Below are 16,059 nucleotides of genomic sequence, written 5' to 3' on the forward strand. Positions count from 1 at the left end.
ACAGTTCTACTTCCGTACAACTGACGTAACCGGTACTATCGAACTGCCAGAAGGCGTAGAGATGGTAATGCCTGGCGACAACATCAAAATGGTAGTGACTCTGATTTGCCCAATCGCGATGGACGAAGGTTTACGCTTCGCAATCCGTGAAGGTGGTCGTACAGTTGGTGCTGGTGTAGTAGCTAAAATCATCGCTTAATTGCGATAGAAATTAGTTTGAAAAGGAAGCTTCGGCTTCCTTTTTTGTTTAAGTGGATTATTTCATAGGTTTTGTGGTTTGCATGGGATTCGCATCCTTGCTTACAAAGTCGAATAAGAATACAATCTATGGCCGATTTTTGACCCTGAGCTTATGCTATTTTGCGTTTCTAAGGGTGTTCGGAAATGCAGAGTGATGTGGGATTATGCCCGTCAATTAATGTGCTCTAAGCTCAGGCCGTATTGAGTAACGGAAAAACCGATGACAACAAATACTGAAAACCAGAACAATTCTCTGGATATCGTGAAGTGGGGTTTAGTGATTGTATTGCTAGCCGCTGCTGTTATTGGCAATCAAATGTATAGCGAAGCCAGTGCCGTCATACGTGCGCTTAGTGTTATCGTTGCATTCGCTATTGCTGGTTTTATTGCGCTTCAGACTGTAAAAGGTAAAAAAGCGTTAGCTTTTGCCCGTGAAGCGCATATCGAAGTGCGCAAGGTTGTATGGCCGACGCGTCAAGAAGCGCTAAACACCACTTTTATTGTCCTTGCAGCAACAGGTATCTTAGCTCTTATCCTTTGGGGTATGGATGCTGTGTTAATGCGAATTGTCAATTTTATCACTGGCGTATAGGCACCTCGAATGACTGAAGCTAAAGAAGCTAAAAAAAGATGGTATGTAGTGCAGGCATTCTCAGGCTATGAAGGCCGAGTTTGTAAGTCACTGATTGAATATATTAAAATGCATGGCATGGAAGCATACTTCGGTGAAGTATTGGTTCCGACTGAAGAAGTCATCGAAATGCGTGCAGGTCAGCGTCGCAAGAGCGAACGTAAGTTTTTCCCTGGCTATGTGTTAGTCCAGATGGAAATGAACGATGACAGCTGGCATTTAGTCAAAAGCATCCCGCGTGTTTTAGGCTTTATTGGCGGAACGTCTGATCGTCCTGCCCCAATTTCAGATAAAGAAGCTGATGCAATTCTGCGTCGCTTACAAGAAACGACAGCGTCACCGACTCATAGAACCATATTTGAGCCTGGTGAAGTGGTACGTGTGTGTGATGGTCCATTTGCTGACTTTAACGGCACCGTTGAAGAAGTGGATTATGACAAGAGCCGCGTGAAAGTATCAGTGATGATCTTTGGTCGTTCTACGCCTGTTGAACTTGATTTTAGTCAAGTTGAAAAAGGCTGATTAAATAAACTACAAAATCCGTTTGGCAACGGGTGCGAATTTCTATATAATTCGCACCCGTTGTTTTCGGGGGAGCATGTCAGCATGTCGCTGATGCGCGTTTGAACCCAAACTGAGGAAATGTCAGATGGCAAAGAAGATTGATGCTTATATTAAGCTACAAGTAAAATCCGGTTCTGCGAACCCATCACCACCAGTTGGTCCAGCTTTGGGTCAAAAAGGTGTGAACATCATGGAATTCTGTAAAGCGTTTAACGCCCGTACAGAAAAAATGGAAAAAGGCATGCCTATTCCAGTCGTGATCACTGTTTACAGTGACCGTTCATTCACTTTTGAAACTAAGACTTCTCCAGCGTCTTACTTACTGAAGACTGCTGCAGGCCTGAAATCAGGTTCTCCACGTCCAAACACTCAGAAAGTGGGTACTATCGCTCGCGCTAAAGTTCAAGAAATTGCTGAACTTAAAGCTGCCGATATGACTGGTGCTGACATTGAAGCGATGACTCGCTCAATCGAAGGTACTGCGCGTTCAATGGGTTTGGTTGTAGAGGATTAATATAATGGCAAAGCTAACTAAACGCATGCGCGTAATTCGCGAGAAAGTTGACGGTACTAAAAGCTACGATATCAACGAAGCTGTTGCTCTGTTAAAAGAATTAGCAACTGCAAAATTCGTTGAAAGTGTAGACGTAGCAGTTAACCTGGGTATTGACCCACGTAAATCTGACCAAAACGTTCGTGGTGCAACAGTGTTGCCACACGGTACTGGTCGTGACGTTCGCGTTGCAGTATTTACACAAGGTGCAAATGCTGAAGCTGCTAAAGCTGCTGGCGCTGAGCTAGTTGGTATGGATGATCTGGCTGAGAAAATCAAAGCCGGTGAAATGAACTTTGACGTAGTTATCGCATCTCCAGATGCAATGCGCGTTGTTGGTATGTTAGGTCAAATCTTAGGCCCACGTGGTTTAATGCCTAACCCTAAAACAGGTACAGTAACGCCAAACGTTGCTGAAGCTGTTAAGAACGCCAAAGCGGGTCAAGTTCGTTACCGTAACGACAAGAACGGTATTATCCACACTACTATCGGTAAAGTGGATTTCACACCAGTTCAATTGAAAGAAAACTTGGAAGCGTTAGTGTCAGCACTGAAAAAGGCTAAGCCTGCAGTTGCTAAAGGCATTTTCGTGAAAAAGATCAGCATCTCTACCACTATGGGTGCAGGTGTTGCAGTTGATCAAGCTACGCTTGAAACAACTCTATAATTTTACAAAGCGGGTGCATTAGTCTATAATGCGCGCACTTTGTGGGTTGAAGCCTGTTTTATCTTCCGTTTAGGCGGAATTTAACTCAGGTTTCCGTCCAAGACCGCAGGTGTTTTTTGTAAAAATAACTTAATTTCCTGCGTAGACGGTGTCAGGCCCCAGCTAAAATTTTTTACTGGATAATCTGCACCGTAAGTCACTAAATACATAAGTATTTAGTATGGTAAATACTAGGGAATACCCTAGGTAGAATCCAGGAGTAAAGCCAATGGCATTAAGACTCGAAGACAAAAAAGCGATTGTTGCTGAAGTCAACGAAGCTGCCAAAGGTGCGCTATCTGCAGTTGCCGCTGATTCTCGCGGTGTGACTGTAGGTGCTATGACCGGTCTGCGTAAAAAAGCTCGCGAAGCTGGTGTATATGTACGTGTAGTACGTAACACGCTAGCTCGTCGTGCTGTTGAAGGTACTGCTTTTGAGTGCCTAGCAGAAACGTTCACTGGCCCAACTTTGATTGCTTTTTCTTTAGAGCACCCAGGTGCTGCAGCACGTCTGTTAAAAGACTTTGCTAAAGAACAAGCTAACTTCGAAGTTAAAGGCGCAGCCTTTGAAGGGAATTTCATCCCTGCAGCTGAAATTGATCGTTTGGCGAAACTGCCAACATACGAAGAAGCACTAGCTCAGTTAATGATGACTATGAAAGAAGCATCTGCTGGCAAGTTCGTTCGTACACTGGCCGCCCTGCGCGATCAAAAACAAGAAGCCGCTTAATTTCAAGCTGGCTGCTTAATAAAATTGAATTCAGAACAATAGGAAACATTTGTTATGTCTATCACTAAAGACCAAATCTTAGAAGCCTTTGCAGCTATGTCTGTAATGGAAGTTGTTGAACTGATCGAAGCTATGGAAGAGAAGTTCGGCGTTTCTGCCGCTGCTGCTGTTGTTTCTGGCGGTGCAGAAGCAGTTGTTGTTGAAGAACAAACAGAATTCAACGTAGTTCTGACTGCTCACGGCGACAACAAAGTTGCAGTTATTAAAGCCATCCGTGGCGCAACTGGTTTAGGCCTGAAAGAAGCTAAAGCTATGTCTGAAGCTGCTCCAGTAGCAGTTAAAGAAGGCGTTTCTAAAGAAGAAGCTGAAGCTCTGAAGAAAGAACTTACTGAAGCTGGTGCTTCTGTAGAAATTAAGTAAGCTATTATTTAGCTTGCTCACCCAAGCCACTTGGGTGGAGGCTGGCGGTTTTTTAACCGTCGGCCTTTTTTGCGCTATATGCGCTGGCGATTTTTTTTCACCGTTTGTCGCCAAATTTTGCAGTCCCTAGCAGAGATTACTGGTTAGGTTCTTGCCATCAACGGTGATGGGCAAACGTGCTGAATTTTAATAACTTAAGTTATTTATTCAGTCTTGGTCACATCTCGTAAGCAGAGGAAACCCATGGTTTACTCCTATTCTGAAAAGAAGCGTATTCGCAAAGACTTTGGTAAGCGTCCAAAAGTTTTGGATATCCCTTATTTATTGTCTATCCAGCTAGACTCTTTTAAGAAGTTCACCGATCAAGATCCTACCGGTGAGCGCGGTTTAGAAGCCGCCTTCCGTAGCGTTTTTCCCATCAAGAGCTTTTCTGGTAACTCAGAACTGCAATACGTCAGCTATAAGCTTGGCGAGCCTGTTTTTGATGTGAAAGAGTGTCAGATCCGTGGTGTTACGTATTCAGCTCCACTACGCGTTAAATTACGCATGGTGTTGTATGACCGTGAAGCAGCGGCGGGCACAGTAAAAGATATTAAAGAACAAGAAGTCTACATGGGTGATATCCCATTGATGACGGATAACGGTACTTTTGTTATCAACGGTACTGAGCGTGTAATCGTATCTCAATTACACCGTTCTCCAGGCGTGTTCTTTGATCATGACCGTGGTAAAACCCACTCATCAGGTAAGGTGCTGTATAACGCACGTATTATTCCTTACCGTGGTTCATGGCTTGACTTTGAATTCGATCCTAAAGATGCACTATTTGTGCGTATTGACCGTCGCCGCAAACTGCCTGCGACCATCATGTTACGTGCATTAGAATATTCTACTCAAGAGATCCTCGATCTGTTCTTCGAACGCGTTGAGTTCAAGATCAAGAAAGATACTCTGGTCATGTCTTTGGTGCCTGAACGTCTGCGTGGCGAAACTGCCAGCTATGACATCAAGGATGCTGAAGGTTCTGTACTGGTTGAAGCGGGACGTCGTATTACTGCGCGTCACATTCGTCAGTTAGAAAAGACTAATACCACTGAGCTTGAAGTGCCAGTTGAATATATCGTGGGCAAATATGCTGCTCAAGATTATATCGATCCGGACACGGGTGAAGTTTTAGTCTCTGCCAACAGTGAAATTAGCTTAGAAGATCTGGCTAAACTATCATTGGCCGGTATTAAAGATATCAGCACGTTGTATATCAACGAGCTAGATCATGGTGCTTATATTTCAGATACGCTGCGTATCGATTCAACCACTAACCGCTTAGAAGCGCTGGTTGAGATCTATCGTATGATGCGTCCTGGCGAGCCACCAACCAAAGATGCTGCTGAAGCACTATTCCAGAACTTGTTCTTCAGTGAAGAGCGTTATGACCTGTCTAAAGTAGGTCGTATGAAGTTCAACCGTCGTCTCAGCATTCCTGATGACGAAGGTAGCGGTGTATTGTCTAAAGAAGACATCGTCGCGGTAATGAAGAACATCATTCATATCCGTAACGGTTTCGACGAAGTCGATGACATCGATCACTTAGGTAACCGTCGTATTCGTAGCGTCGGTGAAATGGCTGAAAACCAATTCCGTGTTGGTTTAGTCCGTGTTGAGCGCGCCGTGCGTGAACGTCTGTCTTTAGGCGATCTGAACGAGCTGATGCCACAAGACTTGATCAACGCTAAGCCAATTTCTGCTGCAGTGAAAGAGTTCTTCGGTTCTTCTCAGCTGTCACAATTCATGGACCAAAACAACCCGCTGTCAGAAGTAACGCATAAGCGTCGTATTTCTGCACTTGGCCCTGGTGGTTTGACTCGTGAACGTGCAGGCTTCGAAGTCCGTGACGTACATCCAACGCATTATGGTCGTTTATGTCCAATTGAGACCCCTGAAGGTCCAAACATTGGTCTAATCAACTCATTAGCAAGTTTTGCCCGTACTAACTCTTACGGCTTCCTAGAAACGCCATACCGCAAGGTTATCGACGGCGTGATTACTGACGAAGTGGAATACTTGTCAGCAATCGAAGAAGGTCGTTATGTGATTGCACAGGCGAACATCGAAGTTGACGCTAGCGGTCGTATGGCAGAAGAGCAAATTGCTTGTCGTCATAAAGGTGAATCGACCTTTATGCGCGCTGCTGACATCCAGTATATGGATGTTTCGCCACAACAGATTATTTCTGTTGCTGCGTCACTGATCCCGTTCTTAGAACACGACGATGCTAACCGTGCCTTGATGGGTGCGAACATGCAACGTCAAGCCGTACCCACACTGCGCTCTGAAAAGCCGCTAGTTGGTACTGGTATTGAGCGTACTTTGGCTGTTGACTCTGGTGTTGTGGTTGTTGCTAAACGTGGTGGTTTTGTCGACTACGTTGATGCGAGCCGCATCGTTGTTAAAGTAAATGAAGATGAGCTGCGTCCAGGCGAAGCCGGTATCGACATTTATAACCTGACTAAATACACCCGTTCTAACCAAAACACTTGTATTAACCAACGCCCTTGTTGTGCTGTTGGTGAGCCAGTCGTTCGTGGTGACGTGTTAGCAGACGGTCCGTCTACTGACTTAGGTGACTTAGCCCTTGGCCAGAACATGCGTATCGCATTCATGCCTTGGAACGGTTACAACTTCGAAGACTCGATCTTAATTTCTGAGCGCGTAGCGCAAGAAGACCGTTTCACCACTATCCACATTCAGGAGCTGTCTTGTATTGCTCGTGATACCAAACTGGGTAGCGAAGAAATCACGGCTGATATTCCAAACGTAGGTGAATCTGCTCTGTCGAAACTCGACGAGTCAGGTATCGTTTACATTGGTGCAGAAGTGAAGGGCGGCGATATTCTGGTTGGTAAAGTGACGCCAAAAGGCGAAACACAGCTAACGCCAGAAGAGAAGTTACTCCGTGCTATCTTCGGTGAGAAAGCGTCTGACGTTAAAGACAGTTCACTGCGTGTTCCTAACTCTGTTAAGGGCACTATCATCGACGTACAGGTATTTACCCGTGACGGCGTTGAAAAAGACAAGCGTGCAGTTGAAATCGAAGAGATGCACATTGCCCAAGCTCGTAAAGACTTAGGCGAAGAGTTCAAGATCCTTGAAGAAGGTGTATTGAGCCGTGCGCGTAACCTGTTAATCGGTGCTGGTTTCACTGAAGCGCAAATTGCTGCGTTGCCACGTAAAGATGTATTGGTTCAAGTCATTGACGATGAAGCAAAACAAACTGAACTTGAGCAATTAGCTGAACAGCATGAAGAGCTGAAAGCTGACTTCGATAAGAAGTTTGAAATCAAACGTCGCAAGATCACCCAAGGTGATGACTTGGCGCCAGGCGTACTCAAGATCGTTAAGGTTTACTTAGCGGTTAAGCGTACTATCCAACCTGGTGACAAGATGGCGGGTCGTCACGGTAACAAGGGTGTTATCTCTAAGATTTGCCCAATCGAAGACATGCCATATGACGAACAAGGTAACCCAGTAGACATCGTATTGAACCCGCTAGGTGTTCCATCACGTATGAACATTGGTCAGGTACTCGAAGTCCATATGGGCGCCGCTGCCAAAGGCATTGGTAACAAGATCACTGCGATGCTTGAAGAACAGCGTGAGCTGGCTGAAGTTCGTGGTTACATCAAGCAAGTTTATGAATTAGGTGACGAAGTGCAGCAGCGCGTCGATATCGATTCATTCACTGATGATGAAGTATTACGTCTTGCGACTAACCTGAAAGGCGGTATCCCGATTGCAACACCTGCATTCGACGGTGCTAAAGAGAAAGAGATCAAGCAGATGCTTGAACTTGCAGGTTTGCCAACCTCTGGTCAGTTGAAGTTGTTTGATGGTCGTACCGGTAACGAATTTGAGCGTCAAGTAACGGTAGGTTATATGTACATGCTCAAACTGAACCACTTAGTTGATGACAAGATGCACGCCCGTTCTACCGGTTCGTACAGCTTAGTGACTCAACAACCATTGGGCGGTAAAGCTCAGTTCGGTGGTCAGCGTTTCGGTGAGATGGAAGTGTGGGCACTAGAAGCATACGGTGCCGCTTATACGCTTCAAGAAATGCTCACTGTTAAATCGGATGACGTTAACGGTCGTACTCAGATGTATAAGAACATCGTCGACGGTAACCATCAGATGCAACCTGGCATGCCAGAGTCCTTCAACGTGTTACTGAAGGAGATCCGTTCACTCGGTATTAATATCGAGTTGGATCAGGCATAAGCGCAGGCCTTTAGCCGCGTTTGGCAAACAGAATGGTGCTCCGTGCAAGCGGAGCACCCGGTTTAACTCCTTCAGGAGAGAAACGTGAAAGACTTATTAAAGTTTCTGAAACAGCAAAGCAAGACTGAAGAATTTAACGGCATCAAAATTGGTCTGGCATCGCCTGATCTGATCCGTTCTTGGTCTTTTGGTGAAGTTAAGAAGCCAGAAACCATCAACTACCGTACCTTCAAGCCTGAGCGTGAAGGTCTGTTCTGTGCGCGTATCTTTGGCCCAGTCAAAGATTACGAATGTTTGTGCGGTAAGTACAAACGTTTGAAGCACCGTGGTGTTATTTGTGAAAAGTGTGGCGTTGAAGTAACCCAAACTAAAGTACGTCGTGAGCGTATGGGTCACATCGAACTGGCTAGCCCAGTTGCGCACATTTGGTTCTTAAAATCACTGCCGTCACGTATTGGCTTAATGCTGGATATGACGCTGCGTGATATCGAACGCGTACTGTATTTTGAATCATTTGTCGTGATCGAGCCTGGCATGACCAGCCTTGAACGTGGCCAAATGCTGACAGAAGAAACTTATCTGGATGCATTAGAAGAATACGGTGATGAGTTCGAAGCTAAAATGGGTGCCGAAGCAGTGCTTGAACTGTTACGTGCTATCGATTTAGCGAAAGAAATCGAACAAATGCGTGAAGAATTGCCTTCAATCAACTCTGAGACTCGTCGCAAGAAAGTGACTAAGCGTCTTAAGTTGATGGAAGCATTCTACACTTCAGGCAACAAGCCTGAGTGGATGATCTTAAAAGTACTGCCTGTGTTACCACCTGACTTACGTCCGTTGGTACCGCTCGATGGCGGCCGCTTCGCGACTTCAGATCTTAACGACCTGTATCGCCGCGTGATCAACCGTAACAACCGTTTGAAGCGTCTGTTAGATTTAGCTGCGCCAGACATTATCGTACGCAACGAAAAGCGTATGTTACAAGAGTCTGTTGATGCGCTATTAGATAACGGTCGTCGTGGTCGTGCTATTACCGGTTCTAACAAGCGTCCTCTGAAATCTTTGGCTGATATGATCAAAGGTAAGCAAGGTCGTTTCCGTCAGAACTTGTTGGGTAAGCGCGTCGACTATTCTGGTCGTTCGGTCATTACCGTAGGTCCTACTCTACGTCTGCACCAATGTGGTCTTCCTAAGAAGATGGCACTGGAACTGTTCAAGCCATTCATCTATGGCAAGCTAGAAGGTCGTGGCTTAGCTACTACTATCAAAGCGGCTAAGAAGATGGTTGAGCGTGAAGTAGCGGAAGTTTGGGACGTTCTGGATGAAGTGATCCGCGAACATCCAGTGATGCTCAACCGTGCACCAACACTGCACAGACTGGGTATCCAAGCGTTCGAACCTGTACTGATTGAAGGTAAAGCCATCCAGTTACACCCACTCGTTTGTGCGGCATACAACGCCGACTTCGACGGTGACCAAATGGCGGTACACGTACCGTTAACACTGGAAGCGCAGCTTGAAGCCCGTGCCCTGATGATGTCTACCAACAACATCCTGTCACCAGCCAACGGCGAGCCTGTTATCACCCCGTCTCAAGACGTGGTATTGGGTCTGTACTACACCAGCCGTGAGCGTATTAACGGCCGTGGTGAAGGTATGGCATTTATGTCTGTTGCTGAAGTTGAAAAAGCTTACGCAACTGGCGCTGCTGAACTGCATGCCCGCGTTAAAGTTCGTATCACTGAAACCATTATTGGTGACGATGGTGAGCGCACTGAACAACGCCGTATCGTTGATACGACTGTGGGTCGTGCTCTGCTGTCACTTATTCTGCCAGCAGGTTTGTCATTTGATCTGGTTAACCAGAACATGGGCAAAAAGCAGATCTCTAAACTGTTGAACACTTGTTATCGTCAACTGGGTCTGAAAGATACTGTTATCTTTGCTGACCAATTGATGTATACCGGTTTCCGTTTTGCAACCATCTCTGGTGCCTCTGTAGGTATCGATGACATGGTTATTCCAGACGAGAAATACACCTTAGTTGCTGATGCAGAAGCGGAAGTTCTTGAAATTCAAGAGCAGTTCCAATCTGGTCTAGTAACAGCCGGTGAGCGTTACAACAAAGTTATCGATATCTGGGCAAGTGCCAACGAAAAAGTTTCTAAAGCTATGATGGAAAACCTGTCAACTGAGACAGTGATTAACCGTGATGGTGTTGAAGAGAAACAAGCCTCGTTTAACAGCATCTATATGATGGCTGACTCAGGCGCCCGTGGTAGTGCTGCACAGATCCGTCAGTTGGCGGGTATGCGTGGTCTGATGGCTAAGCCAGACGGCTCAATCATCGAAACGCCAATTACCGCTAACTTCCGTGAAGGTCTAAACGTACTCCAGTACTTTATTTCTACTCACGGTGCGCGTAAAGGTCTAGCCGATACGGCATTGAAGACAGCGAACTCGGGTTACCTGACTCGTCGTCTTGTAGACGTTGCACAAGATTTAGTGGTTATCGAAGACGATTGTGGTACTCACGAAGGTCTAACCATGAAACCGCTGATTGAAGGTGGTGATGTGGTTGAGCCGTTACGTGAACGCGTACTGGGTCGTGTGGTTGCGATTGATGTGTTCTATCCAGGCACTGAAGACGTATTAGCACCACGTAACACGCTACTCGACGAAGCATGGTGTGACAAGTTAGAAGAGCATTCAATCGACGAAGTGATTGTACGTTCTGTTATTTCTTGTGATACCGATTTCGGTGTGTGTGCAGCTTGTTACGGTCGTGACTTGGCTCGTGGTCATATTATTAACCACGGTGAAGCCATCGGTGTTGTGGCAGCACAATCTATCGGTGAACCAGGTACACAGTTAACGATGCGTACGTTCCACATCGGTGGTGCGGCATCTAGAGCGTCTGCAGAAAACAATGTCCAAGTGAAAAACTCGGGCTCATTGAAACTGCATAATGCTAAGCATGTGACTAACAGTGACGGCAAACTGGTTATCGTTTCTCGTTCTTCTGAACTGGCTGTTATTGACGAGCTGGGTCGTGAGAAAGAGCGTTATAAAGTGCCATACGGTACTGTGCTCGAGAAACTAGAAGAAGCGGCTGTTGAAGCGGGCGATGTTATCGCTAACTGGGATCCACATACTCACCCAATCATTTCTGAAGTGGCGGGTAGTATTAAGTTCGTAGACATGATTGACGGTGTCACTATGACACGTCAAACAGACGAACTAACGGGTCTGTCATCAATCGTGATCCTTGACGTTGGTCAGCGTGGTACTGCGGGTAAAGAAATGCGCCCAATGATCCGTCTGCTTGGCGCTAATGGTGCTGACTTGATGATCCCAGGTACTGAAGTTCCAGCACAATACTTCTTACCAGGTAGTGCGATCGTTAACTTAGAAGATAACGCGCAAATCAACGTGGGTGACGCATTAGCTCGTATTCCTCAGGAATCGTCTAAAACTCGCGACATCACCGGTGGTCTGCCACGCGTTGCTGACTTGTTCGAAGCGCGTAAGCCAAAAGAGCCTGCTATTCTGGCGGAAATCTCTGGTACCATCTCGTTTGGTAAAGAGACCAAAGGTAAGCGTCGTTTGGTGATTACACCTGCTGATGGCGGCGATCATTATGAAGAGATGATCCCTAAGTGGCGTAACTTAAACGTGTTCGAAGGTGAAAAAGTCGAACGTGGTGAAGTTATCGCTGACGGTCCAGAAGCTGCGCACGACATTCTGCGTCTTCGTGGTATCCACAACGTAGCTAACTACATTGTGAACGAAGTACAGGACGTTTACCGTCTGCAAGGCGTGAAGATCAACGATAAGCATATCGAAGTGATCATCCGTCAGATGCTGCGTAAGTGTCTTATCACTTCTGCCGGTGACACTGACTTCCTCGAAGGGGAACAAGCTGAAGTGTCACGCGTGAAGATCGCTAACCGCGAACTGATCGCCCAAGGTAAAGTGCCTGCGACCTTTGAACGTGAACTACTGGGTATTACTAAAGCATCTCTGGCAACAGAATCCTTTATCTCAGCAGCATCGTTCCAAGAAACCACGCGCGTACTGACCGAAGCCGCCGTAGGTGGTAAGAGCGATCAATTACGTGGTCTGAAAGAAAACGTTATCGTTGGCCGACTGATCCCAGCCGGTACTGGTTACGCTTATCACAAGACTCGTAATGAAGCGCGTGCGAAGAAAAACGAACCTGTAGTAGTGAACAAGATCACTGCAAGTGAAGCCGAACAGAACTTGGCCGATCTCTTAAACTTGGCTGGTAGCCAAGATTAAGTAATAAGTTTGTTATAAAAAGGCGCCTATGGCGCCTTTTTTCTTGTAATATGCCGCAAAAGTTGGCTATTTCTTGACAGTCAGGCATTACCTTTCTAAAATTCCGCGTCCCACCATTGTGGGATATAGATTTTTCACACCTTATCGTTGAGTTTGATTCAACTGACTCGGAGCTATACATGGCAACTGTAAACCAGTTGGTACGTAAGCCACGCGCGCCAAAAGTCGACAAGACTAACGTGCCTGCGTTGAATGCGTGCCCGCAAAAACGTGGTGTTTGTACACGTGTGTACACTACTACCCCTAAAAAACCTAACTCTGCACTACGTAAAGTAGCTCGTGTGCGTCTAACTAACGGTTTCGAAGTTACTTCGTACATCGGCGGTGAAGGCCACAACCTGCAGGAACATAGCGTGATCTTAATCCGTGGTGGTCGTGTTAAAGACTTACCAGGTGTGCGTTATCACACTATTCGTGGCGCATTAGACTGTGCAGGCGTGACTTCACGTCGCCAAAGCCGTTCTAAATACGGTGCTAAGCGTCCTAAGTCTTAACTTATCCGTTAAGTAAGGCCAAGCTAGTTTTATTTTGAGAATTCCAGTTTTGGAAATCCCTGAAGCATACGGAGAATTGTTATGCCAAGACGTCGCGTTGTAGGACAACGTAAAATCCTACCAGATCCAAAGTTTCACAGTGAGTTGCTGGCTAAGTTCATCAACGTCATTATGCAAGACGGCAAAAAGTCGACTGCAGAAAAAATTATTTACAAGGCACTAGATGTTGTCGCTGAAAAGAAAAGCGAAAACCATTTAGTTATCCTTGAAGCAGCCCTGGACAACGTTCGCCCATCAGTCGAAGTTAAATCTCGTCGCGTTGGTGGTTCTACGTACCAGGTACCATGTGAAGTTCGTCCTGTGCGTCGTAACGCACTGGCGATGCGCTGGTTAGTTGAAGCTGCTCGTAAGCGTGGTGAAAAATCTATGGCTTTACGTCTGGCAGGTGAAATGCTGGATGCGTCTGAAAACAAAGGTACTGCTGTTAAGAAGCGTGAAGACGTGCATCGCATGGCTGAAGCTAACAAAGCCTTTGCTCATTACCGTTGGTAATATGATGGTGTGGGCTTAGGCCCACACCATAGTTGTTGATATTGCCAAGACTTAGGTCTTGGTGGAGAGGGTATAATCGTGGCTCGTACAACCCCAATTGAGCGTTATCGTAATATCGGTATTTGTGCTCATGTTGACGCAGGTAAAACCACCACAACAGAACGTGTTCTGTTCTATACCGGTTTGTCTCATAAAATCGGTGAGGTGCATGACGGCGCCGCTACCACAGACTGGATGGTTCAAGAGCAAGAGCGTGGTATCACTATCACCTCGGCTGCGGTAACCACATTCTGGCGTGGTATGGATGCTCAATTCACTGAACACCGCATCAATATCATCGATACCCCTGGTCACGTTGACTTTACTATTGAAGTTGAACGGTCTCTGCGCGTACTCGACGGCGCTGTTGTCGTTTTCTGTGGTTCATCAGGTGTTGAACCCCAGTCAGAAACAGTGTGGCGTCAAGCTGATAAATACCGCGTTCCACGTTTGGTATTTATCAACAAGATGGACCGTGCAGGTGCAGACTTTGAACGTGTAGTGAAGCAAATTAGAACTCGTCTTGGAGCCACTTGTGTGCCTATTCAATTGAATATCGGTGCAGAAGAAAACTTCAAAGGCGTGATCGACTTAATCAAGATGAAAGCAATTAACTGGAATGAATCAGACCAGGGTATGACTTTCACTTATGAGGAGATCCCTGCAGAGTTAGCAGCTAAAGCGGCTGAAATGCATGAGTATCTGGTTGAAGTGGCAGCCGAATCTTCGGATGAACTGATGGATAAGTACCTTGAAGAAGGCACGCTATCAGAAGACGAAATTAAAAAGGCGCTACGTCAGCGTACTATAAATAATGAAATCGTTTTAGCGACTTGTGGTTCTGCATTTAAGAACAAAGGCGTTCAAGCGGTACTTGATGCGGTTATTGAATTCTTGCCAGCGCCAATTGATGTGCCTCCAATTAAGGGCATCGACGAGAACGACCAAGAAGTAGAGCGCCCATCAGATGACAATGCGCCTTTTGCTGCATTGGCATTTAAGATTGCTACAGATCCATTCGTAGGAACTTTGACCTTTATTCGCGTGTACTCAGGCGTACTCGAATCAGGTTCGGGTGTTTACAACTCTGTCAAACAGAAGCGTGAACGCGTAGGTCGTATGGTGCAAATGCACGCAAACGATCGCACTGAACTGAAAGAAGTCCGTGCTGGTGATATCGCAGCGGCGATTGGTCTAAAAGAAGTGACTACGGGTGATACGCTTTGTGATAACGATCATAGAGTGATCTTGGAACGCATGGAGTTCCCAGAGCCAGTAATTACCATTGCCGTTGAGCCTAAGTCAAAAGCCGACCAGGACAAAATGGGTATCGCGTTGCAAAAGCTTGCAGCGGAAGATCCATCATTCCGAGTTGAAACTGACGAAGAATCATCACAAACTCTGATTTCGGGTATGGGTGAGTTACACTTAGACATCATCGTCGACCGTATGCGTCGCGAATTCGGTGTTGAATGTAACGTAGGTAAGCCACAAGTGGCCTATCGCGAAACTATCCGAGCTTCAGTAGAAGCTGAAGGTAAATTTGTACGCCAATCAGGTGGTCGTGGACAATTCGGTCACGTTTGGTTAAAACTAGAGCCTAATGAAGAAGGCGCTGGTTACGAATTTGTCAATGCTGTTGTGGGAGGTGTGATTCCTCGTGAATTCATTCCTGCGGTTGATAAAGGTATCCAAGAACAGATGAAGAATGGCGTTCTCGCTGGCTTCCCTGTGTTGGACGTGAAGGTCACTCTGTTCGATGGTTCATATCATGATGTGGATTCGAACGAGATGGCGTTCAAAATTGCAGGTTCTATGGGCTTCAAAAAGGGTGCGCTTGAAGCGAATCCGGCGTTGCTCGAACCTTGCATGAAAGTAGAAGTAACTACCCCTGAAAATTATATGGGTGACGTCGTTGGTGATTTGAACCGTCGTCGTGGCTTAATTGAAGGGATGGATGATGGCTTCGGTGGCATCAAAATAGTCCATGCTGTAGTGCCTCTTTCTGAAATGTTTGGTTATGCAACTGATTTGCGCTCTGCTACACAGGGTCGCGCTTCATACTCTATGGAGTTCTTGAAGTACTCTGATGCACCGCAAAACATTGCAAAAGCGATTATTGAATCTCGTAGCTAATATCCAGTTACGACATAAATGTTATTATGGTCCAGCACTGACTGGACTATTCTGAAAAGAAAGGAATATATCGTGGCAAAAGCTAAATTTGAACGTATTAAGCCTCACGTAAACGTGGGCACCATTGGTCACGTTGACCATGGTAAAACCACACTGACTGCAGCTATCTCTCACGTACTGGCTAAGACCTACGGTGGCGAAGCTAAAGACTTCTCTCAAATCGATAACGCTCCAGAAGAGCGTGAGCGCGGTATTACGATCAATACCTCTCACATCGAATATGACACGCCTTCACGTCACTACGCACACGTAGACTGCCCAGGCCACGCTGACTATGTTAAAAACATGATCACTGGT

Annotated in this window: 12 protein-coding genes and 1 pseudogene; all 13 read left to right on the plus strand. The window is 46.1% G+C overall.

Annotation, left to right across the window (positions count from 1 at the left end):
- Positions 1–199, plus strand: a pseudogene (gene tuf, locus L5M37_RS23435) (elongation factor Tu); the annotation flags it as partial.
- Between the two features lie 261 nt (positions 200–460).
- Positions 461–832, plus strand: coding sequence for a preprotein translocase subunit SecE (gene secE, locus L5M37_RS23440; protein ID WP_006083613.1), 372 nt, complete (start codon positions 461–463; stop codon positions 830–832).
- A gap of 9 nt (positions 833–841) precedes the next feature.
- Positions 842–1,393, plus strand: a complete 552-nt coding sequence (nusG, locus tag L5M37_RS23445) for a transcription termination/antitermination protein NusG (RefSeq protein ID WP_105251029.1) — start codon at positions 842–844, stop codon at positions 1,391–1,393.
- Positions 1,394–1,520: 127 nt separating this feature from the next.
- A complete protein-coding gene (gene rplK, locus L5M37_RS23450; RefSeq protein WP_006083611.1) occupies positions 1,521–1,949 on the plus strand; it encodes a 50S ribosomal protein L11 in 429 nt (142 codons plus the stop codon).
- Positions 1,950–1,953: 4 nt separating this feature from the next.
- The gene (gene rplA, locus L5M37_RS23455) at positions 1,954–2,655 is read left to right on the plus strand and encodes a 50S ribosomal protein L1 (RefSeq protein ID WP_105251030.1); all 702 of its coding nucleotides are present in this window, start codon (positions 1,954–1,956) and stop codon (positions 2,653–2,655) included.
- Positions 2,656–2,923: 268 nt separating this feature from the next.
- The gene (rplJ, locus tag L5M37_RS23460) at positions 2,924–3,424 is read left to right on the plus strand and encodes a 50S ribosomal protein L10 (protein WP_006083609.1); all 501 of its coding nucleotides are present in this window, start codon (positions 2,924–2,926) and stop codon (positions 3,422–3,424) included.
- A 54-nt stretch (positions 3,425–3,478) separates the two neighbouring features.
- Entirely contained in the window at positions 3,479–3,844 is a 366-nt protein-coding gene (rplL, locus tag L5M37_RS23465) for a 50S ribosomal protein L7/L12 (protein ID WP_105251031.1), read from the plus strand.
- 243 nt (positions 3,845–4,087) lie between these two features.
- Entirely contained in the window at positions 4,088–8,119 is a 4,032-nt protein-coding gene (gene rpoB, locus L5M37_RS23470; RefSeq protein ID WP_105251032.1) for a DNA-directed RNA polymerase subunit beta, read from the plus strand.
- An 84-nt stretch (positions 8,120–8,203) separates the two neighbouring features.
- The gene (gene rpoC, locus L5M37_RS23475; RefSeq protein ID WP_105251033.1) at positions 8,204–12,421 is read left to right on the plus strand and encodes a DNA-directed RNA polymerase subunit beta'; all 4,218 of its coding nucleotides are present in this window, start codon (positions 8,204–8,206) and stop codon (positions 12,419–12,421) included.
- Positions 12,422–12,600: 179 nt separating this feature from the next.
- Positions 12,601–12,975 carry a 30S ribosomal protein S12 gene (gene rpsL / locus L5M37_RS23480; RefSeq protein ID WP_006083605.1) on the plus strand — a complete coding sequence of 125 codons (375 nt, stop codon included), beginning with the start codon at positions 12,601–12,603 and terminating at the stop codon, positions 12,973–12,975.
- Between the two features lie 81 nt (positions 12,976–13,056).
- Positions 13,057–13,527 carry a 30S ribosomal protein S7 gene (gene rpsG, locus L5M37_RS23485; RefSeq protein ID WP_011787570.1) on the plus strand — a complete coding sequence of 157 codons (471 nt, stop codon included), beginning with the start codon at positions 13,057–13,059 and terminating at the stop codon, positions 13,525–13,527.
- Positions 13,528–13,605: 78 nt separating this feature from the next.
- On the plus strand, positions 13,606–15,702 hold the full coding sequence (fusA, locus tag L5M37_RS23490; RefSeq protein ID WP_006083603.1) for an elongation factor G: 2,097 nt from the start codon (positions 13,606–13,608) through the stop codon (positions 15,700–15,702).
- 72 nt (positions 15,703–15,774) lie between these two features.
- Positions 15,775–16,059 (plus strand): GTP-binding protein (locus L5M37_RS23495; protein ID WP_261729865.1); only part of this gene is annotated, 285 nt, incomplete at its 3' end.

It is taken from the genome of Shewanella sp. SM69 (assembly GCF_025653985.1).
GTDB classification, from domain to species: domain Bacteria; phylum Pseudomonadota; class Gammaproteobacteria; order Enterobacterales; family Shewanellaceae; genus Shewanella; species Shewanella oncorhynchi.